Here is a 20811-nt window from a genome sequence, read left to right as displayed (position 1 = left end):
CGTCGCTCAGGCGTCATCGGCTGTGCGAGAACCCTTTCGTCATGCACGCATTCACGTACGGGCAGGATTGTGTCTTAGCGTCGCCAGCCTTGTCAATGCGACGCCGGCCGCTTTTTTATGCGGCTAGCCCAAATGACGCGCAGCGCATTTCGATGATGGCTTGATGAAACAGAGTGGACAGAGCGGCCGTCTTGCGATGAGATGATGGCCTGCGCAACTCCTGGGCTTATGATGAAAAAGCCGTCCATCCCGCTTGGCCTGGTGTTTTCCGAATCGGGACCCTACGCCATGATGGCCGGCGAGATGCGCAAGAGCGCCTTGATGGCGGTCGACGAGATCAACGATAGCAGCGAGTTCGATTTTGTCTTTGCGCCCCATCTGCGCGATCCCCGCGGCGTTGTCGCCGGCTATCACACAGCTTGCGCGGATTTGATCCGCGAGGAATCGGTCGATCATATCGTCGGCTGCTATACGTCGGCCTCGCGCAAGCAGGTGATCCCGATCGTCGAGCGCACCGAGCGGCTGCTCTGGCATCCGGCGCGCTATGAGGGGTTCGAGAGTAGCGACAACGTCATCTATGTCGGCGCAGCGCCCAATCAGCACGTGGTGCCGCTGGTCAAGCATATGCTGGATCACATCTCCGGCGACGTGTTCTGCATCGGCTCCAATTACATCTGGACCTGGGAGATGAACCGCGTCATTCGCGAAATCGTCACCAGCGCCGGCGGCCGCATCCTCGCCGAGCGCCTTTTGGAACTCGGCGAGACGGCGGTCGACCACATCGTCAAGGAGGTCATCGACCGCAAGCCGCCGGTGGTGTTCAACACCCTCGTCGGTCAATCCAGCTACGCCTTCATGCGCGCGCTGCATGCGGCGGCAACACGCGCGGGGCTTTCGATCCCGATGCTGAGTTGCAGCCTGTGCGAGCCCGAGCTCAAGCTGATCGGATCGGCGGCCTCGGTCGGCTGCATCACGTCATCTGCTTATTTCGAGAGCATCGAGGGGACTGAGAACCGTGCATTTGTCGCGCGCTGGAAGGCGCGCCACGGCGCCGACAGCGACCCTTGCGTCGATGGACTGTCGACTTATACCTGCGTCATGCTGCTGGCGCGCGCCATCCGCCGTGCCGGCTCGGCGGAAGTGGGCGCGGTGCGGCGCGCCGCCGCTAATCATCGCTATGATTCCCCGCAAGGTCCGGTGTGGGTCGATCCCGACAACAATCACTGCTTCCTGACGCCGCGCCTGGCACGGTCTGTGCCTGGTTGCCAGTTCAAGATTTTCTGGGAGGCGGAGGCGCCCGAGCGGCCCGATCCCTATCTCTCGAATCTCGATCTGACGGTGATTGGCACAGGCACAGAAAAGAGCAATGATGTCATGGCAAAACGGTCAAACCATCTGCGTGTCGTGAAATGACCAGGCCATCGCCTTTTTCCGTCCGCGGCCGCAGCGCCCTCATGGTGATGCGGGATGAGCGCGAGATCGCGATCATGCGCCGCCAGCTCAACCGGCTTGGCATGACGATTTCGGAGCATGATCCGGGCGAGCCTCCTCCCGCGGAGGCTGTGGACGTCGTGGTCATCGACGCTGATACGATTCCGATCAAATCGGACCTCGCCGCGGCGTGGAAATCCGGCGCACCGATCATCGCATTGATCGGAACCGAGACGCCTAGCCGCTTAAGATGGCTGCTCGACCTGCAGCCGGCGTCGTTTCTGATAAAGCCGCTGCGCTCGGCCGGACTTTACACGGCGCTGGTAGTGGCATTCGACGCCGCGCAGCGCAGAGTGGATGACGCCGCCCATATCGAGCGACTTGAAGACCGCATTCGTTCCCGCCGCGTGGTCTTTGCGGCCGTGCTGCAGATCATGCGCGTCCACGGCCTCACCGAGGCGGACGCCTTCACGCTGATCCGGCAGACCGCGATGCGCCACCGCACCACCATCGAGCAGTTGAGCGCTGACATCATCGCGGCCGGCGGAATGCCGAACCGGACGACGCGGACGGCGTAAGGTCACTTCTCCCTCGCCCCGCTCTTCGCGGGGAGAGGGTTGGGGTGAGGGGCTGTCGCCGCGAATGCTGAAGCACAAATTATGCGGAGAGCCCCCCTCACCCGGATTCGCGCTATCGCGCGAACCCGACCTCTCCCCGCAAGCGGGGAGAGGTGAACGTGCGGATGCGCCGCTTCAAAGACGTCGTGCTCTAGCCAAGATCACCGACACGCTGCACGCCGGCTTCCGCCATCGTCGCCCAGGCGGCGTCGAGCGAGCCCGAAAGATCGATGGCCCTGCAGCCGGCTTCGACCAGCACGGTATCAAACCCGAGCCGGCGCGCATCGACGGCGGAGTAATGGACGCAGTAATCGGTGGCGAGACCCGCGAGGAAGACCCGCCGCAACCCGCGCTCGCGCAAATAGCCGGCGAGACCCGTCGGGGTCTTCCGGTCGTTTTCATAGAACGCCGAGTACGAATCGATCTCGCGCCGAAAGCCCTTGCGGATCACGAGCTCCGCCCGTGTCGTCGCCAATCGCGGATGAAACGCAGCCCCCACGCTGCCCTGGATGCAATGATCCGGCCAGAGGGTTTGCTGGCCGTAGGGCATGGTGATGGATGCAAAGGGCGCCGAGCCCGGATGCGACGTTGCAAAGGAGCTATGGCCCGAGGGATGCCAGTCCTGGGTCAGCACAACATGATCGAATTTCTCGGCGAGGCGATTGACCACCGGCACCACGGCATCGCCGTCGTCCACCGCCAGCGCGCCGCCGGGGCAGAAATCGTTTTGCACGTCGATGATCAGCAGCACATCGTCATCACTGGGCCGGATCTGCATTTTTGACCTGCGTCTAGAGTTGATTTCCAGGCTTTCAAACTCGAGGGCTGGTCACCGTTTGTTTCGGTCGCTCGCCGCACGATAGCTCCAGACCATCTTACAAGCGGCATCAATCATTTCGCAACCAGCCGCGGACATGCCACTTGTGTATCCCGCTGATAAAGGAATACTGCGCCCCTGATACGAATCCGTGCGAATCATGGGGTGGGGACGTGAAGTGCTACCGTTGCTTGGCAGTCGCCATATTGCTGTCGGGTAGCAGCGCGGCCTCCAACGCTCAAACCCTTCCGTCCTACATGGCACCGATCGCAGGCAAGACCGCCGCGACACCAGCCGATACCGCGACCAAGGACATGCTGGCGCTCAACACCGGCATGTTTGATCTGTACGGCGACGCCGCAAAAATCTTCCAGAAGAATGTTCTGAGCAAGCACCCGGTCATTCTTGCGCTGTTTTCCGGCGCCGGCGGAAAGATGATCCTTTATCGCCCGGGAATGGCGCCGACGGAAGCACCGCAGGTGCCGATCGTCTATCAATTGCTGAAGTCGGTCGGTCACAGCACGATGGCGCTAGCCGAGGTCGTCGGCCCCTACGTCGACAACGCGGACGATAAATCCTGGCGCGGCGCGATGCTGGCTTACCGCAGCCGGATGCAGTCGGCACTCGATGGACTGGATCTCACGCCGATGGAGCCCGCCTGGCGCGACAACAACCGCACCATCCTGCAGAACAACATCGTCTTCATGGATGAGTGCGTGGCCAAGGGCGTCATTCCCTTTGCGACGCTTGAGGCATTCGGCAAGAAGCAGGCGCCGTTCCTGGCGAAGAACGTCGCATGGGCGGCGCAGACCCAGGTCGGACACTGGATGACGGTGCTGGCCGACTGGAAAGCCCAGCTTGGTGCCGACTGGGACAAGACTTACGGGGCCAGCAATACGATCTACGTGGCGCGCCAGAACAACGTCCTGTTCAGCGTGCTTGCCCAGTTCTTCGGTCCGGACGCCATCAATGACCGCCTGCTGCTGATCGAAACGGTGTCCTTTACAACGACGCCCGCGGACATGCTGGAATCGCTGACGCGGATCATCGCGGATCGCTCGGTCGGTTCGCTGTTCTTCGGCAACTACCATCTGATGGACTATGAGTTGATGGGCGGCGATGCACGCGTCGCGATCGCCGCGGAAACCGGAAAGCGCGGCATGACGACGTTCCTGCCGCCGGTCGTGCCGTTCGGCTCAAAACAGTGGCCGACATTGATCACGCCGGGGCCCGGCCCCGCATCGATCGCCGACTCGCGATAGTCTGAACGCATGCGCGATTGATTCGCGCAGTTCGGCGGCTTTCATGTCCAGCGCCCGTCACGGCGTGGACCGAGAGGTAGCAGTATGCGGCCTTCGCGACGTGAGTTCGTGAAGTGGGTCACGGCGAGCGGCATCGTGCTCAGCCTGTCGCGGTTGGGATCGACGGAGCCGGCCGGCTTTCCGGCACGCGCGACGCTGCCGGGACGCGAGGGCTTCAATCCCGCGGCCAACGGCGCCGGGCGTATCGACGGCGTCGCCAAGGTCACCGGCGCCAAGCTTTACGCCTCCGATTTTCGCGCCGCCGATCTGCCGGGATGGCCATCCACGACGTCGCATGCGATCCTCGTCCGCGCCCCCGATGCCACGCATGTCTACCTCGGCATGGATCTCGGGCGCCTAGACGGCGCATCGAAACCGTCGGTGGTGGTGACGGCGGAAGACCTAGCCAAAATCGGCGCCCGCGTTCCCGAATTCTATGCCGGCGATCTGTTTTGTCCGGTCGGCAAGACGCCGCTGTATATGGGCCAACCGGTCGCACTGTTGATCTTCGAACAGTTCGACGCGTTCGATATGGCGCGGCTCGCGCTGCGCGATGGGACCTTCGTGAAATCAGGCGAAGAAACCGGTCCCGTCGCCCTTGCCAATTATTGCGCCTACCGCTTCACGCGCGTGGCGGGGCCGACGCTGGAGTCTCCCGATGTCTACTCGCCGATCCAGGCCGGCTGGGTCACGCCGGGACGCATTCAAAACACCGCGCTTCCGGTCTGGTCATCATTCGCGAAGGAAACGCAGGCGCCCTATGGCAAGGCTGCGATCCACGGCGAGCAGATCCGCGCCGAACTCGATGCGAAAAATCCGTCCTTGCTGGTGCTCGACCGTACCTTCGAGACCCAGTCCGTCGACCCGATGTTTCTGGAACCGGAATGCGGCCTCGGATGGTACAACAAGAAAGACGAAAAACTCGAACTCGTGCTCGGCGTTCAGTCGCCTTACGAGGCCACCGAGTCGATCGCGTTCCTGCTCGGCAAGGCCCGCCCTCCATTCAAGCCCGCGCGCATCAATACGCAGTTCACCTATCTCGGCGGCGGTTTCGGCGGGCGCGATCACACGCCTTTCGTGCTCTACGTCGCACTCGCGGCGATGTTTTTTCCCGGCCGGCCGGTCCGGCTTGCGCATGATCGCTATCAGCAATTTCAGGGCGGCATCAAACGCCACCCGTTCAAGATGCGAACGCGCATCGGGATCGACCGCGCGACCGGCAAGATTCAGGCCTTCGCCGCCGATCATGTCCTGGATGGCGGCGGCCTTGCGAATTTTTCATCGAGCGTGGCGGTCGTCGGCGCTACTGCTGCGATCGGCATCTATGACATTCCGAAGGTCGACGTCACCACCGTCGCGGTCCATACGCGCGGGGTGACCGCGGGATCGATGCGCGGCTACGGCACGCTGCAGACCATGACGGCGCTCGAAGTATTGATCGATGAAGCGGCTTCCGCTTTGCCGCTCAATCCGATCGAATTCCGGCGGCGCAATGCGCTCAAGCCGAATGGCCGGACCATGACGGGAAATCCCTACAGCGTCTCGGTTCGCACGCCCGAGATTTTGGACAAGCTCGAAATGCATCCGATCTGGCGGCAGCGCGCGGAGGAAAAAGTCCGCCTGCAGTCGAGCGGAATGCTGGTCGGTACCGGCGTCGCCTGCGTTACCAAGGATTACGGCACCGGCGCGGACTGTTCGCTCGGGCGCGTGGAAATCAGCGCCGACGGCAAAATCTCGATCCATTGCGATCACGTCGAAATGGGCAACGGCATCGGCACCGCGCTGGCCAACCGTGTAGCCATGCATCTGGGCGGCGTGGCCGACGAAGTGTCGGTCGCACGAATAGATACTTACGATGTACTGGCGCTCGTCACGTCAGGCGACTCCTACACCATGGACCAGAAAACCCAGGACAAGGCGGAGAAAAATCCACGCTGGGTGCCGGCGATCAGCTCGGCCACCAGCGCCTCGATCGGCGCGCATGTCGGCACGCATTCGGCCGCCGAGGCCGCACGCGTGATTTTCCGTTTCGGTCTGTGGCCGGCGGCGCTCGATCTCTGGCACATCCCGTCCACCGATCCGCGGGCCAGGGATTGGGCGAAAGCGCGCTGGAAGAACGGGCAGCTCATCATGCCGGGCTTGATGCCGCTCGATTTGCCGGCGCTCGCGGCAACGGCGCACGCGCGCAACTTCGTTACCGGCGCGATTGCCCATGGCTTTTCGCGCTGGGTTTGGTCGCGCGCGCGCTTCCAGTTTGGCGCAGAACAATACCGTGCCGAGATCGATGCGCTCGCCGTGCGCAAAGGCGGCGGAAAATTCGCTCCTCTCAATCGCGTCAGCGTCAAATTTCCGCCGACCGATAACAACCGGATCGGCACCGTGTACACATCGATGTGCGGCACCCTTGTTCGCGTCGAGATCGAGCGCGCGACCGGCGCGCTGCGCATCGCCAAGGCCTACAGCGTGTTCGAATGCGGTCAGCCGCTGGTGCCGGAGGTCGTGCTTGGCCAAGCGCAGGGCGGTTTCGCGATGGGGGTTGGCTTTGCGCTGCTCGAAACGCTGCCGCCCTACGAAGGCGGTCCCGGCAACGGGCAATGGAACCTCGGGCAATATCTGGTGGCGCGGGGATCGGACTTGCCGCTGCGCGATCTTGAGATCGAAATGCTACCGCCGCTGACGCCGGACGAGCCGCCGAAGGGCATGGCGGAGGTCGTGATGATCCCGGTCGTGCCGGCGATCCTCAACGCCATCTTCGATGCCACCGGCCACAGATTTCAGTCGCTGCCGGTCACTCAAGCCCTGCTCAAGGGAGCGATCGCGTGACCACGCTTGCCATCACGATCAACGGCCGCGCGCTTGCTCCGACAGACGTGCGCGACGATCTGACGATGAACGATTTTCTGCGCGAGCATCTTGGCATGACCGGCACCAAGTTCGGCTGCGGCGCCGCGCAGTGCCTGAGCTGCGCGGTGATCGTCGATAATCCTGACGGGACGAGCCATACCAGTCTGACCTGCATCGTGCCGGCCAAGAGTTTCGACGGCAAGGCGATCCGGACCGTCGAAGGCCATGCCAGCAACGGCAAATTAACCGCGCTTCAGAAAGCCTTCATCGATCACTTCGCGTTCCAATGCGGCTATTGCACCGCCGGATTCCTGAATGTGGCCCAAGTCTTGCTGGAGCGTCTGGCGAGAAAGCCGGTCGCGCGTGCCGAGCTTGAGCAGACCATCGCCGAGGCGCTTGACGGGCATATTTGCCGCTGCACCGGTTACATCAAATACCACGAGGCCGTGCGTGACGTGATTCTCACCGATCCAAAACGTTATCTGGCCTGACCATGAAATCAGAAACGCGGTTTTGGATTTTCGTTTCGGTCGCGGCGCTGACCTTGAGCGGGCTGACTGGTTACGCGGCTTCGCAAACCGCTTCGGACACGCTGGCGTCGCCTGACAGTTTTGCCTCGATCGCCGACACCGAGGCGCGGTCGGCGGCGATATTCACCGAGCTCGGCAGGGTGCTGACGAGTCCCCGCTGCGTGAATTGTCATCCCGCCGGAGATCGCCCGCGCCAGACCGATGAGGGCCAGCTGCACCAGCCGCCCGTCACGCGCGGTCCTGACGGGCATGGCACCGAGACGATGCGTTGTTCGATTTGTCACGGCAATGCCAACTTCGATCCCGGCCGCATGCCGGGCCACCCGGAATGGCATCTGGCGCCGCGCGAAATGGCGTGGGAAGGCAAGACGCTCGCAGAGATCTGCGCCCAGCTCAAGGACCCCGCGCGCAACGGCGGCCGCAACGTCGAGGACCTTGTCCATCACATCGGCGCCGACACTTTGGTCGGCTGGGCATGGAAACCCGGCTTCGGCCGCTCCCCCGCTCCCGGTACGCAACAGCAAGCCGGCGCGCTTGTCGAGGCCTGGGTAAAAACCGGGGCGGCTTGCCCCGCGAGATAATCGCATCACGCCGCGCGCGCCTCAGCGCTCCGCAAAAGCCTTCTCGACCACGAACTGGCCCGGCTCGCCATGATTGCCCTCGACAAACCCTTTGCCTGAAAGCAACGCCCGGGTGTCGTGAACCAGCGCCGGGCTGCCGCAGATCATGATTCGGTCGTGCGCGGCCTCGAGCGGTGCGAGGCCGATGTCGCTGAACAGCTTGCCGGACGTGATCAAATCGGTGATCCGGCCGCGATTGCGGAAGGGATCGCGGGTCACGGTCGGGTAATAGATCAATTGGTTGCGCACGAGTTCGCCGATCATTTCGTCGTTCGGCAATTTCTCAGTGACCATCTCGCCATAGGCGAGCTCAGTGACGCGGCGGCAGCCGTGCAGCAGCACCACCTTTTCGAAGCGCTCGTAGGTGTCGGGGTCCTTGATCACGCTCAAAAACGGCGCGAGCCCGGTGCCGGTGCCGATCAGATAGAGATTGCGGCCGTCTTCCAGATTGTCGATGACCAGCGTTCCCGTCGCCTTGCGGCTGACGATGATCTCATCGCCTTTCTGCAGATGCTGGAGGCGCGAGGTCAAGGGACCGTCCGGCACCTTGATCGAAAAGAATTCCAGCCGGTCCTCGTAATTGGCGCTGGCGACGCTGTAGGCGCGGAGCAGCGGCTTCTCGTTCACCTTCAACCCGATCATGGTGAACTCGCCATTGCGAAAGCGGAACGAGGGATTGCGCGTGGTGGTGAAGGAGAACAGCGTGTCGGTCCAGTGATGGACGCTGAGAACGCTTTCCTGGTTGAAGTTGCTCATCTTTCGACCGTCCGGATGCTGGTGCGGCTCAATTCATTCGTATACATTCATTTGTGTACAAATGAATAATCCAGCTTGATCCCACAGTCAAGCCGCGCGCAAGATGCGCGGCATGCACCCGCGAAGGCATTGAACCACAAGGAAAATCCCATGGCCCACGACGAACCCCAGGCCGCCGGCCCGACCAAACTCGTGATCCGCAATGTCGGGCTGATGCTGTCGGGCGCGATGGAGAAGCCGATCCTGGATGCCGACACGATCGTCGCCGAAAACGGCAAGATCACCGCCATCGGGCGGGCCAAGGACGTCAACGCCGAGGGCGCCACCACCATTGTCGATGCCAACGGCACGACGGTTGCGCCGGGCCTGATCGACAGCCACGTGCACCCCGTCGCCGGCGACTGGACGCCGCGGCAAAACCAGATCGGCTGGATCGACAGTTTTCTGCATGGCGGCGTCACCACCATGATTTCCGCCGGCGAGGTGCACATGCCCGGTCGGCCGCGCGACGTCGTCGGGTTGAAGGCGATGGCGATCTTTGCGCAGCGCGCGTTCTGGACGCTGCGTCCGGGCGGCGTAAAGGTTCATGCCGGCGCGCCCGTCATCGAAACAGAAATGGTCGAGGAGGATTTCAAGGAGCTCGCCGCGGCCGGCGTAAAGCTGCTCGGCGAAGTCGGCCTCGGCGGAGTCAAGGATGGCCCGACCGCGCGCAAGATGGTCGGATGGGCGCGCAAATACGGCATCCAGAGCACCATCCACACCGGCGGGCCCTCTATCCCGGGCTCCGGCCTGATCGACAAGGATGTGGTGCTGGAAGCCGACACCGACGTGATCGGCCATATCAATGGCGGCCACACCGCGCTACCCGACAGTCAGATCCGCTGTATCTGCGAGGGCTGCAAGCGCGGCCTCGAGCTGGTTCACAACGGCAATGAGCGCTCGGCGCTTTACACGCTTCGCATCGCGCGCGAGATGGGTGACCTCAGCCGCGTCATCCTCGGCACCGATGCACCGGCCGGCTCCGGCGTGCAGCCGCTCGGAATCCTGCGCATGGTGTCGCTGTTGTCGTCGCTCGGCGAGGTGCCCGCCGAAATCGCGTTCTGCTTTGCGACCGGCAACACCGCGCGTATGCGCGCGCTGGATTGCGGCCTCATCGAAGTCGGGCGCGCGGCCGATTTTGTCATCATGGACAGGGCGCAGCATTCAGCCGGGAAAAACATCCTCGACAGCGTGCAGCTCGGCGATCTCCCCGGCGTCGGCATGACCATCATCGACGGCATCGTACGCACCCAGCGCAGCCGCAATACGCCGCCGGCCACCAAAGTGCCTGTCATTGTCGGGCATTGACCGTCGTATTGGCACTCCTCATAGAAGGAAACCCGGCGGGCGGTTTCTCTCGCATTCTTACCTGAACATTACATCTCGAAGCGCAAAAACGCCGTTATAAGGCGTGTACACTGGGCGCACACTGACGCGCGACTTATCTTCAGACAGGCACGAATGGTCGATACTTGCACTGGTGGAGTTGACACAGGATTTGCGGCACTCGGCTACGCGAAGGTTGCCGCCCTCGGGGTGCTGCAAGGGATCACGGAGCTGCTGCCGATTTCCTCGACCGCGCACATGCGCCTGGTTCCAGCGTTTTTGGGCTGGCAGGACCCCGGTTCGGCATTCTCCGCCGCGATGCAGCTCGCGGCACTGGCCGCTGTCATAAGTTATTTTTGGAGCGATGTGCGAGCGTTGGCGTTGAATTCAGTCGCGGCGATCGGCCACGGACGATTTGCAGACCGAGATTTGCGTTTCTGCATGTGGATCATGTTGGCGACGATCCCAATCGGGATCGCCGGATTGTTGGCGTCGAAGTTGCTGAACACCTGCAACTCGCCGCTTCGCAGCGTCACGGTCATCGGTTGGGCTTGTGTCGCAATGGCACTTCTTCTCGGTGCCGCGGAAATCTGGGCCCGTCATTATCGAACCATCGACAAGGCGTCTTTCGCGGATGCTATGTTGGTGGGGCTTGCGCAAGTTGGCGCATTGATACCGGGCGTATCTCGTTCGGGCTCGACCTTGACGGCCGCACTTGCTCTCGGCTTCAAGAGAGACGAAGCCGCACGTTTTTCCTTTCTTCTTGGATTGCCTGCTATTGCCTTGGCCGGCCTTAAGGAAGTATGGGAGCTTTACAAGATTCATCTCGACACCCACGCATGGTCTGTTCTTATCGTCGGCTTGGCCGTTGCTTCCGTTTCAGCGTTCCTTGCGATATGGACGCTGATGCGGACGCTGGAACGATTTTCCAGTTGGCCATTCGTGATCTACCGCTTGGCCCTTGGCGTGATAATCCTTGCGGGAACTATGGCCGGGTGGCTCTCGTGATGCCTGCGATTGCCGTTTGTCGAAGCGGTACGGTGAGTTTGCCTCTTTGTCCGATGCTTTGATTAGCCTGATCCCGATCTACGGCCCGTGGATCATCTTTGGTATTGTTGCGCTCGAAAGTGCGGGCGTGCCTCTCCCTGGAGAGACTATCCTTGTTGCCGCCTCGCTCTTTGCCGCCAGCACGGGTCAGATCAACATCGTCGTCGTCGTACTCGCCGCCGCGGCGGGTGCGATCGTCGGGGACGGTACCGGATACGTGGTCGGGCGGCGGATGGGTTTGCCCTTTCTTCGCAGATACGGTCGCTACATCCGCCTCGATGAGGATCGATTGCTGATCGGCCGATATCTTTTTCTTCGGTTTGGGAGCGCCGTCGTATTCTTTGGGCGCTTCATTGCGGTGCTACGAATGTTTGCGGCTTTGCTTGCGGGCGCCAGTAACATGCCGGCAGCTCGTTTTTTCTTCTTCAATATAACTGGCGGAATCTGCTGGGCGTGTCTGTTCGGCTTCGGTGCTTACGCAGTGGGCGCCGAAATTCACAAGATCTCCGGAGCGCTGAGCGTGATCTCATTGGGCCTATTTATTGCGGCGGGATCTGCACTGTCCATTTTCATCCGACGAAATGAGGTAACGCTGCGCCGTCGAGCCGAGGTCGCCTTGTCTGATCATTCGAGCGGATGACCAACTTCCGTAGGTGGCGCCGAAGCAAATCGAGGCCTGGCCGCTAAGCGGCCAAGCCTCGGATATCCCTTTTGCAACTACTTCTTGACGGCGAACACCCAAACGACGCCGCCTTGCGGCACGTTGTTCTCGACGCCGATATTATTGCCGGTCGCCAGCGCATCCTGGATGCGCTGGGCGTCTACGCCCCAGCCCGACTGGACGGCGATATACTCCGTCCCATCGACTGCATAGGCAATCGGCATGCCCATGATGCCGGAGTTGGTCTTTTGCTCCCAAAGCACTTCGCCGGTCTTGGCGTTGAAGGCGCGGAACATCCGGTCATTGGTGCCTCCACCGAGCACGAGATCGCCGGCGGTCGCCGTAACCGAGCCAAACAGCTGCGATTTGGGGAAGTTATGCGACCAGACCTTCTTTCCGGTCGCCGGATCCCACGCCTGCAGTTCGCCATAATGATCGGCGCCGGGAACAACCTTCAGGCCGATATCTTCGGGCTTGGTTCCGAGCCAAAGCTTGCCCTCAACCAACGGTACCTTCTCGCCGGTAAAGCCGCCGCAGAAGTTCTCGTTGGCCGGAACATAAACCAGGCCGGTCTTCTGGCTATACGCCGCCGACGGCCAATCCTTGCCGCCCCACAGGGACGGGCAGAATTCCACCCGCTTGCCAATGATCGGCTTATGAGCCGGGTCGACGATGGGTTTGCCAGTCTCCGGCTCGATGCCCTTCCAGACGTCGGTATGAACAAAAGGCCAGCCGGCTACATAGTTGATCCGGTCCGGCTTGCGTTCGAGGATCCAGAAGATTGCGTCGCGTCCCGGATGGACGAGGCTCTTGAAGGAGCGGCCGTCCCGTTGGAAGTCGATCAGCATCGGTGCGTCGACCTCGTCCCAGTCCCAGGAATCGTTTTGATGGTACTGGTGGAATGCTTTGATCTTGCCGTTATCAGGATCGAGCCCCAGCACCGAAGAGGTGTAGAGATTGTCGCCGGGATGGGTATCGCCCGGCCAAGGTGCAGCGTTGCCGACGCCCCAATAAATTGTCTTGGTGTCTGGATCATAGTTGCCTGTCATCCAGGCAGATCCGCCGCCCGATTTCCAGTCGTCACCTTTCCATGTGTCGTGGCCCGGCTCGCCCTCGCCGGGGATGGTGAAGGTCCGCCACAGCTCCTTGCCGCTATCGGCGTCGAACGCGACGACGTAACCACGCACGCCGAGTTCACCGCCGGAACCGCCGACGATCACCTTGCCGTCGATGACCAGCGGCATCAGGGTCAGGTACTGACCCTTCTTGTAGTCCTGAACTTTGGTATCCCAGAGGACTTTGCCGGTTTTGGCCTCAAGCGCGACAACATGATCGTCTGTCGTGGCGAGATACAGCTTGTCCTGCCACAGTCCGACCCCGCGGTTGGTCGGATGCAATTGGAAGAGGTCGTCGGGAAGCTGGCGTTTGTAGCGCCAGTACTCATCGCCGGTCTTGGCGTTGAGCGCGATCACCTGCCCCGCCGGGGTTGCGACGAACATCACGCCATTGTTGATGATCGGCGGCGCCTCATGCCCCTCAACCACACCGGTCGAGAAGGTCCACACCGGCGTCAGGTCTTTCACATTCGAGGTGTTGATCTGGTCGAGCGGGCTGTATCCCTGGCCGTCATAGGTCCGGCGATAGAGCATCCAGTTGCCAGGTTCGGGATTCTTGAGCCGATCGGCGGTCACCGGGCTGTAATTCTCGATCGGGCCGGCACCGGCGGCGATCGGAACAAGGCAAGTGGACGCGACCAAACTCGACAATAGCCATTGCTTGATGGTCATAGACACTTCCTCCATTTTGTTTTTGTTCGACTATTTTATGTCTAAGCAATCGATGCAGGCTGCCTCTATCCTGCTTGCGGGGCACCTACCTTTCCGACAAATGTTGCAACGACTGTCAGCGAGCCTTCGGCTGCCGACAACGGAAGTGCCGCCAGACGCCGGGGCGCCGGCCCAAATACGACTTGCGCGCTTTGCCGCGGATCAAATTCGGAATTGTGGCAAAAGCATTTAAACACGTCCTTGTCGCCACTGTCCCCTTTGACCCAGGCCGTAACGGGACACCCCGCATGCGTACAGATTGCCGAATAGGCAAGGATGCCGTCGGGAGCGCGTGAGCGCGTATCGTCGTCAAGCTCGGCCGGATCCAGTTTTATCACCAAGATCTCGTTCAACCGCGAGCCATCGCGGACAACCGAGGTTTTTGAGTCCTTCGGCCAGGCGTGCACCGGCGGCCCGCCGAGCTCCAGATCCTGCGGCTTGATGACTTCGCCCGCATGTTCCCCTTCCGAGAAGACCAGAACATCCGCCTGTTGGGGTCGCTCATCGCTGCCCGGTTTATCCTCGCCAAAAGCAGATTTGCGCGACGCTAAACAAGCTCCGGTGGCGAGAGCCGTCAAGATCAGCTTGCGCCGCGTCGGATCCGAACACGGGCACATGCCGAGTTCCACGCCTGTATCTTCGACGGATGGTGTGGCGCTGTGATCGGTTTCGGACATGGCGCAAACTGAACGGCAGACTCGGCCAAAAACAAGGCGACAGACAGCTTCGTTGCTCCGAGCAATATGCCTTTCTACCCGGATCGGCAATCGCGATTCCAGTGAAAGCTTGCAGCCCGTGCGCCTTCATCTGATCACAAGCAAAAAAATATCGCACCATGCGCATTTCGCAGAACAGCTCAGCCGTATTCAAATTTGTGCGCCGCGTTATCGCCAATGCGACTCAAATTGCGAATGAGCTCGACAGAAATTTGTGCAAGATGTCTCCGGCGGCGCAAGCCACTGCGTAAGGGCTGCTGACCAAATGCAACGTGTTCGTAGGCCCAGCTTTGGCCAAACATTCGGACACAAATGCAAGACAACAATGCAAAGACAACGCCTTGTGATGGCGATCCGCCTGTCTTCTTCTGGTAGCCTCTTTCCGACAATCTCCATCTCGCCAAAGCGGGATCCAACGAACAAAGCAAAAGCAAACAGGAGATGCCACCGACACAGCGAGGTCGGTTTCCCTTAGGACCATGCAAGAAACCATGGAGCGACGGCGTTGAGCGGTTGGGAAATATGTTCTCGTTCACGCCGAAACAAACATTGGCAGCTTATGAAGAGCGAGGACTAAATCATGATCAAGCTGATGATTAACGGCCAGGAAAAAAACTGGGATGGCGACCCGGATCTCTCGTTACTCTGGTTTCTCCGTGACGAAGCCGGATTGACGGGCACGAAATTCGGCTGCGGCCAGGCGCTGTGCGGCGCGTGCACCGTGATCGTGGATAAGCAGGCCGTGCGCGCCTGCATCACGTCGGTTTCCGATGTGGTCGGCCGACAGGTCACAACCATCGAAGGCCTGCATCCCACCGGGGATCACGCCGTTCAGAAGGCCTGGCGCCAGATGAATGTTCCGCAATGCGGCTATTGCCAGGCCGGCCAGATCATGCAGGCCGCGGCACTGCTGATGGAAAATCCAAAACCCACGCACGATCAGATACGCGAAACGATGGCGGGCAATATCTGCCGCTGCGGCGCTTACCAACGCATCGAAAACGCGGTCAATCTCGCTTCGACGGGGGTCTGATCATGAATATCATCACAAATTCCGAAAAGCTTCGCGGCTTTGAGCGCAACATCAAAGTCGAAAAAATCTCGCGGCGCAGCGTTCTCAGGGGTCTCGGCATCGCCGGAGGGCTGGTGCTGGCAGCGCCTTTGATGTCACGCCAGGCTTTTGCAGCGTACCAGACCGGCGCGGCAAAGATGCCGCACGGCACCGTGGTCGACCCACGCGTCTTCGTCGCCATCGCGAACGACGGCACGGTGACGATCGTGGCGCATCGTGCCGAGATGGGAACCGGCGTTCGGACCAGCCTGCCGCTGATCGTCGCCGAGGAAATGGAAGCCGATTGGTCGCGCGTAAAAGTGGAGCAGGCGCCTGGCAACGAGGTCAAATACGGCAACCAGGATACCGACGGATCGCGCAGCACGCGGCACTATTTGATCCCGATGCGCCAGATCGGCGCGTCGGCGCGTGCCATGCTCGAAGCCGCCGCCGCCAAACGCTGGGGCGTGCCGGTCGCCGAGGTCAAGGCGGTCAATCACGAGGTGGTTCATTCCGCAAGCAGCCGCCGGATTGGGTTCGGCGACCTGGCGGCCGATGCGGCGAAGGAACCGGTGCCGAGTGCTGATGGCCTGAAGCTGAAAGATCCGAAGGACTTCCGTTATCTCGGCAAGGGCCAGGTGAGCATTGTCGACCTTCGCGATATTACCGTCGGTGCCGCGCAATATGGCGGCGATGTCCGGCTTCCCGGGATGAAATATGCCGTGATCGCGCGGCCGCCGGTGACCGGCGGCAAGTTGAAATCATTCGATTCAGCCGATGCGATGAAGGTCTCGGGCGTCGAGAAGGTGATGGAAGTGCAGGGTTGGCCGTGGCCATCGAAATTCCAGCCACTTGGCGGCGTGGCGGTGATCGCGCGCAACACCGGCGCGGCCATCAAGGGGCGTGACGCACTGAAGATCGTCTGGGACGACGGCGCCAACGCCAAATATGAATCGGCCGCTTATCGGACCCAACTCGAGGAGGCCGCGCGCAAGCCGGGCCTGGTCGTGCGCAAGGAGGGCGACGTGGACGCCGCCCTGAAAGCCGCCGACAAGGTGATTGTCGGCGAATATTATTTGCCGCATCTCGCCCATGTCAGCATGGAACCGCCGGTTGCGGTTGCCGACGTCAAGGACGGCAAGGCCGAGATCTGGGCGCCGGTGCAAAGTGCCGGCGGAACGCGGGAAGACGTCGCCAAGACCCTCGGTATCCCCGAGGACAACGTGACCGTCAACGTCACGCTGCTCGGCGGCGGGTTCGGGCGCAAATCGAAATGCGACTATGCGCTCGAGGCGGCATTGCTTTCAAAGGCGCTGGGCGCGCCGGTGAAAGTGCAATGGACGCGGGAGGATGACGTTCGCCACGGTTTCCTGCACACCGTCTCGGCGGAGCGCATCGAAGCCGGCCTCGACAAGAGCGGCAAGGTGGTGGCCTGGCGACACCGCAGCGTCGCCCCCAGCATCGCCTCGACATTCGCCGCCGGTGCGGCGCATGAGGCGCCTTTCGAAATGGGCATGGGGCTTGTCGACATGCCGTTCGAGATTGCCAACATCCAATGCGAGAATCCGGAAGCCGCCGCGCATACCCGCATCGGCTGGTTCCGCTCGGTGTCGAATATCCCGCATGCCTTTGCGGTGCAGTCGATGGTGGGCGAGATCGCCCAAGCCACCAAGCGCGATCAGAAGGATATGCTGTTGGAGCTGATCGGCTCGCCGCGGATCGTCAAGCTCGATTCGGTCAAAGACCTGTGGAACTATGGCGAGCCCTACGACAGCTATCCGATCGATACCGCGCGTCTCCGCCATGTGGTGGAGTACGTCGCGGACAAGGGTAATTGGAAACGGACTGTGCCCAAAGGACACGGGCTCGGCATTGCCGTGCATCGCAGCTTTGTCAGTTATATCGCGACCATCGTCGAGGTAGCGGTCGACGATAAGGGCAAGCTCACCGTTCCCCAAGTGGACACCGCGATCGATTGCGGAACGTTCGTCAATCCGGAGCGGATCCAGTCGCAGATCGAGGGCGCCGCGATCATGGGGCTCTCTCTCGCCAAATATGGCGAGATCACCTTCAAGGACGGCAAGGTACAGCAGGGGAATTTCGACGACTTCCCCGTGATCCGGATGGACGAGGCTCCGCTGGTCACCAACGTCCACATCGTGCCGGCCAATCCGGACGTGCCGCCGAGCGGCGTCGGTGAGCCGGGCGTGCCTCCATTCGCGCCCGCATTGATCAACGCGATCTTCGCAGCGACCGGGAAACGCATTCGGACGCTGCCGATCGGCAAGCAGCTCGAGACGTAGACGGGGAACGTTAGACGAGGGGGGACGCGCGCGGGCCTGGAATCCATGACGGCGATCGCGGTCATGGATTTCGGGCTCGCGCGCTTTTATGGTTGCGCGCCTTGAGGTCAGACCACCGGCACACGCCGGGCGGCGACAGCCGCCGGTGAGATGACATCGATATCGAGAGGGACACGCCACCGTTCGGTATAGCGCACCTCGGGTGCTGCGTTGCCGACCGGCGCACCCTCCAGGACAAAGCCACTGAAGCCGCCGGTCATGACCTCGTTGCATTTCTGCACATAGATCGGGAAGCCACCGATATACGGCATGAAGACGCGCGGCCGGCCGGGTATGTTGGCGCCGACATACCAGGAGCTGCAAGTCGATCGCAGCGAGACCTTCGATACCTCGTTGACGTGCTCGACCCAGGCATCCTCATCTTCCGCGAGCGGTTCGATCGACGTCGCACCGATATCCCGCATGTGGCCCATGCAGTCCGCCAGCCAATCGACGTGCTGCTCGATCGCCTGGATCATGCTTGCCAGCACCGATGGGCTGCCAGGACCGGTGATCATGAACAAATTGGGAAAGCCCGCCGATGCGATCCCGAGATAGGCACGAGGCCCGGCGCGCCATTTCTCGGAAAGCGTCAGGCCGTCGCGGCCCGTGATCCTGATCTTGTCGAACGACCCGGTCATTGCGGCAAAGCCGGTCGCGCTGACCACGGCATCCAGTCTGTATTCGACACCATCGACCTCGATGCCGTCGGCGGTGAAGCGTTCGATCGGCATCCTGGATACGTCGACCAGCTTTACGTGCGGCAAATTGTAGGTCTCGAAATAGCCGGTATCGACGCAGAGGCGCTTGCAGCCGAAGACGTTGTCCGGACAGAGCAGATCGGCCGTGGCCGGATCCTTCACGATGCCGCGGATTTTGCGGCGGGCGAAGTCGGCGATGGTGTCATTGGCGGCTTTCTCGAACAGAAGATCCCCGTAGGAGCCGAGAAACGGCAAGCCGCCGCGGGCCCAGGCTTCCTCATACTGCTGCTCGCGGTCGTCCGGGGCCGCTTCCAGCGCCGGCTGCGTGTTGAACGGAAAATAGAAGCCGGTCGGGCGTGCACGCGCCTTGGCCCGGAGCGCCGGATAATCGGCCTTGGCCGACTGCAGATATTCCGGCGTCAGCTTCTCGTTCCAGGCCGGCACGGACCAGGTCGCCGTACGCTGAAAAACCGTAAGCGTCGCGGCTTGCCGCGCGATAATCGGGATCGACTGGATCGCCGAGGAGCCGGTGCCGATGACGCCAACACGCAGCCCGCGGAAGTCGACGCCCTGATGCGGCCATTCACCGGTGTGATAGATTTTCCCGCGAAAATCTTCGAGGCCCCTGAAGTTCGGACGGTTCGGCGCCGACAAGCAGCCGACGGCCAAGATACAGAATTTTGCAAAAACCCTGTCGCCGCGATCAGTCTCGATCAGCCAACCTTTGGCGGCTTCGTCGAAGGTGGACGCAATAACTCGCGTATCAAACACGATATCCCGGCGCAGATCGAAGCGATCGGCAACATGGTTGGCATAGGAGAGGATTTCAGGCTGCGGCGCGTACTTCTCGGACCAGTTCCACTCCTGGTCTAACTCCTCCGAGAACGAGAACGAATACTGCATGCTCTCGACGTCGCAACGCGCCCCCGGATAACGGTTCCAATACCAGGTGCCGCCGACGCCACCGCCGGCCTCAAAAACCCGCGCCGAAAGGCCAAGCCCACGCAGGCGATGCAGCATGTACATGCCGGCAAAGCCGGCGCCGACGACAACGGCGTCCAAGACCGTTGCCGTTTCAGTAGGGCGCTCCCGTCGTGCAGTGGTGTCGGCAATCATGATTGCTGCCGTTTTTCCTCGATCACCCTGCGAGGGTAGCCGGATTGGCCGAGAAGTCCATTGTGATATCCGCGGCAACGGTACCCGGCCAGTGCATGCCCGATCTTCGCAGATGCCGCGTACCCCATCCCCATGCGACTGGCTGCGCGCCGATCAATACCCCCGTCCCCACCAATAGCAGAAGCGCTCGACATTGGCGGACAGGCCGGTTTCATAGTTCGCCCATTTCTCGTATTTCGGCAGCTTGACCTCCTTCATCGCGGTGTCGAAGCATTTTCCCGCGTCTGCGGCCTTTTTCACTTCCGCCGACAGATCCTCCATGTAGGCGATGTCGTCCTCGACATCCTTTTTGGTGCCGTAGCGTCCGCCGGCATAGGGATGGCCGGGGATCAGCCGGTCCCAATCGAGCGCGGCAAGCTTTTTCAGCGAGGCGATATATTCCAGCGGCGAGGCATTGTCCGGGATATTGCGGAACTGGATCGTCTCGATCGGCGCGAAGTCGACGACGAACACCAGTTTTTCCTTCGGCAGCCGCATCACCAGGGAATTGTCCGAATGGTTGCGGCCGACATAGATCAGTTCGAGCGTGGTGTCGCCGAGTTTTATTGTCTTCTTGTCGTCGACCACCTGATCGGGCATCACGATGTCGGCGATAAGCGCGTTCTGCTTCTTCAATTCGAGCAGGCGTTCTTTTGCGCGCCGATGCGCGATGAAGGTCGCGCCGAGATCCTTGAACGGCTGGCCACCGGCGATGTGATCATAGTGATGATGGCTGTAGATGACGTATTTGATCGGCTTGTCGGTGACGGCCTTGATGGCGTCGATATAGGGCTTTGCCGGGCGCAAATACGAAATCGGATCCGTGGCGATGACGCCCTGCGATGTCACGATGAACATCGACTGATGGCCGCCATAGCGGAAGACATAGACGTTGTCGGTGCCGTCGACCTTTTTCGTCGAAACCGGCGGTGCGTTTTGCGCCGCCGCGGTGCCCGCCCCGATCAGAAAAATCGCAAGGGTGATGATGGCATTCAAAGCTTTCATATTGGCCTCCACTGACAATCCGGTGC

Annotated in this window: 17 protein-coding genes; 11 read left to right on the top strand and 6 right to left on the bottom strand. The window is 61.4% G+C overall.

Going from position 1 to position 20811, the window contains the following annotated elements:
• Nucleotides 1-231 precede the first annotated feature (231 nt).
• Together B5526_RS20490 and B5526_RS20485 are read left to right on the top strand one after the other, a co-directional pair.
• Nucleotides 232-1413: a transporter substrate-binding domain-containing protein gene (locus B5526_RS20490; protein WP_079545139.1), complete on the top strand. Its 1182-nt coding sequence runs from the start codon at nucleotides 232-234 to the stop codon at nucleotides 1411-1413.
• Nucleotides 1410-2009, top strand: a complete 600-nt coding sequence (locus tag B5526_RS20485) for an ANTAR domain-containing response regulator (protein ID WP_079541019.1) — start codon at nucleotides 1410-1412, stop codon at nucleotides 2007-2009. Before B5526_RS20490 ends, B5526_RS20485 begins: the two co-directional genes overlap by 4 nt.
• A 190-nt stretch (nucleotides 2010-2199) precedes the next feature.
• On the opposite strand, the gene pncA is transcribed toward B5526_RS20485, so the two are convergent.
• Complete coding sequence (gene pncA / locus B5526_RS20480; protein WP_079541017.1) at nucleotides 2200-2826, bottom strand: bifunctional nicotinamidase/pyrazinamidase; 627 nt, start codon at nucleotides 2824-2826, stop codon at nucleotides 2200-2202.
• Between the two features lie 230 nt (nucleotides 2827-3056).
• Here pncA and B5526_RS20475 point away from each other — a divergent pair, with 230 nt between their 5' ends.
• From B5526_RS20475 to B5526_RS20460, 4 genes are all read left to right on the top strand, one after another.
• Nucleotides 3057-4127 (top strand): hypothetical protein, encoded by a 1071-nt coding sequence (locus B5526_RS20475; protein WP_244562009.1) that lies wholly within the window; start codon nucleotides 3057-3059, stop codon nucleotides 4125-4127.
• Between the two features lie 84 nt (nucleotides 4128-4211).
• Nucleotides 4212-6989 (top strand): xanthine dehydrogenase family protein molybdopterin-binding subunit, encoded by a 2778-nt coding sequence (locus tag B5526_RS20470; RefSeq protein WP_079541012.1) that lies wholly within the window; start codon nucleotides 4212-4214, stop codon nucleotides 6987-6989.
• Nucleotides 6986-7501 carry a (2Fe-2S)-binding protein gene (locus B5526_RS20465; RefSeq protein WP_079541010.1) on the top strand — a complete coding sequence of 172 codons (516 nt, stop codon included), beginning with the start codon at nucleotides 6986-6988 and terminating at the stop codon, nucleotides 7499-7501. The genes B5526_RS20470 and B5526_RS20465 overlap by 4 nt, the downstream gene beginning before the upstream one ends.
• A gap of 2 nt (nucleotides 7502-7503) precedes the next feature.
• Nucleotides 7504-8121 (top strand): Isoquinoline 1-oxidoreductase subunit, encoded by a 618-nt coding sequence (locus B5526_RS20460; protein ID WP_079541008.1) that lies wholly within the window; start codon nucleotides 7504-7506, stop codon nucleotides 8119-8121.
• 21 nt (nucleotides 8122-8142) lie between these two features.
• On the opposite strand, the gene B5526_RS20455 is transcribed toward B5526_RS20460, so the two are convergent.
• Nucleotides 8143-8916: a ferredoxin--NADP reductase gene (locus tag B5526_RS20455; protein ID WP_079541006.1), complete on the bottom strand. Its 774-nt coding sequence runs from the start codon at nucleotides 8914-8916 to the stop codon at nucleotides 8143-8145.
• A 150-nt stretch (nucleotides 8917-9066) separates the two neighbouring features.
• Here B5526_RS20455 and B5526_RS20450 point away from each other — a divergent pair, with 150 nt between their 5' ends.
• From B5526_RS20450 to B5526_RS20440, 3 genes are all read left to right on the top strand, one after another.
• A complete protein-coding gene (locus B5526_RS20450) occupies nucleotides 9067-10263 on the top strand; it encodes an amidohydrolase family protein (RefSeq protein WP_079541004.1) in 1197 nt (398 codons plus the stop codon).
• Between the two features lie 153 nt (nucleotides 10264-10416).
• Nucleotides 10417-11289 (top strand): undecaprenyl-diphosphate phosphatase, encoded by an 873-nt coding sequence (locus B5526_RS20445; RefSeq protein WP_079541002.1) that lies wholly within the window; start codon nucleotides 10417-10419, stop codon nucleotides 11287-11289.
• Nucleotides 11290-11335: 46 nt separating this feature from the next.
• Nucleotides 11336-11968, top strand: a complete 633-nt coding sequence (locus B5526_RS20440) for a DedA family protein (RefSeq protein WP_197688357.1) — start codon at nucleotides 11336-11338, stop codon at nucleotides 11966-11968.
• A gap of 77 nt (nucleotides 11969-12045) precedes the next feature.
• On the opposite strand, the gene B5526_RS20435 is transcribed toward B5526_RS20440, so the two are convergent.
• On the bottom strand, nucleotides 12046-13776 hold the full coding sequence (locus tag B5526_RS20435) for a methanol/ethanol family PQQ-dependent dehydrogenase (RefSeq protein WP_079545137.1): 1731 nt from the start codon (nucleotides 13774-13776) through the stop codon (nucleotides 12046-12048).
• Nucleotides 13777-13841: 65 nt separating this feature from the next.
• Nucleotides 13842-14492, bottom strand: coding sequence for a ubiquinol-cytochrome c reductase iron-sulfur subunit (locus B5526_RS20430; protein WP_079541000.1), 651 nt, complete (start codon nucleotides 14490-14492; stop codon nucleotides 13842-13844).
• A 619-nt stretch (nucleotides 14493-15111) separates the two neighbouring features.
• Between B5526_RS20430 and B5526_RS20425 the strand changes: the two genes are divergently transcribed.
• Both B5526_RS20425 and B5526_RS20420 read left to right on the top strand, forming a co-directional pair.
• Nucleotides 15112-15564: a (2Fe-2S)-binding protein gene (locus B5526_RS20425; protein ID WP_079540998.1), complete on the top strand. Its 453-nt coding sequence runs from the start codon at nucleotides 15112-15114 to the stop codon at nucleotides 15562-15564.
• Nucleotides 15565-15566: 2 nt separating this feature from the next.
• Complete coding sequence (locus B5526_RS20420; protein ID WP_079540995.1) at nucleotides 15567-17885, top strand: xanthine dehydrogenase family protein molybdopterin-binding subunit; 2319 nt, start codon at nucleotides 15567-15569, stop codon at nucleotides 17883-17885.
• A 107-nt stretch (nucleotides 17886-17992) separates the two neighbouring features.
• Here the strand turns inward: B5526_RS20420 and B5526_RS20415 are convergent, their stop codons facing one another.
• Together B5526_RS20415 and B5526_RS20410 are read right to left on the bottom strand one after the other, a co-directional pair.
• The gene (locus B5526_RS20415) at nucleotides 17993-19741 is read right to left on the bottom strand and encodes a flavin-containing monooxygenase (protein ID WP_079540993.1); all 1749 of its coding nucleotides are present in this window, start codon (nucleotides 19739-19741) and stop codon (nucleotides 17993-17995) included.
• Between the two features lie 153 nt (nucleotides 19742-19894).
• On the bottom strand, nucleotides 19895-20785 hold the full coding sequence (locus B5526_RS20410; protein ID WP_079540991.1) for an MBL fold metallo-hydrolase: 891 nt from the start codon (nucleotides 20783-20785) through the stop codon (nucleotides 19895-19897).
• Nucleotides 20786-20811 lie beyond the last annotated feature (26 nt).

Source organism: Bradyrhizobium lablabi, assembly GCF_900141755.1.
GTDB classification, from domain to species: Bacteria; Pseudomonadota; Alphaproteobacteria; order Rhizobiales; family Xanthobacteraceae; genus Bradyrhizobium; species Bradyrhizobium lablabi_A.
The sequence above is the reverse complement of the archived record's forward strand: the minus strand, read 5'-3'. Positions and strand labels throughout refer to the sequence as shown.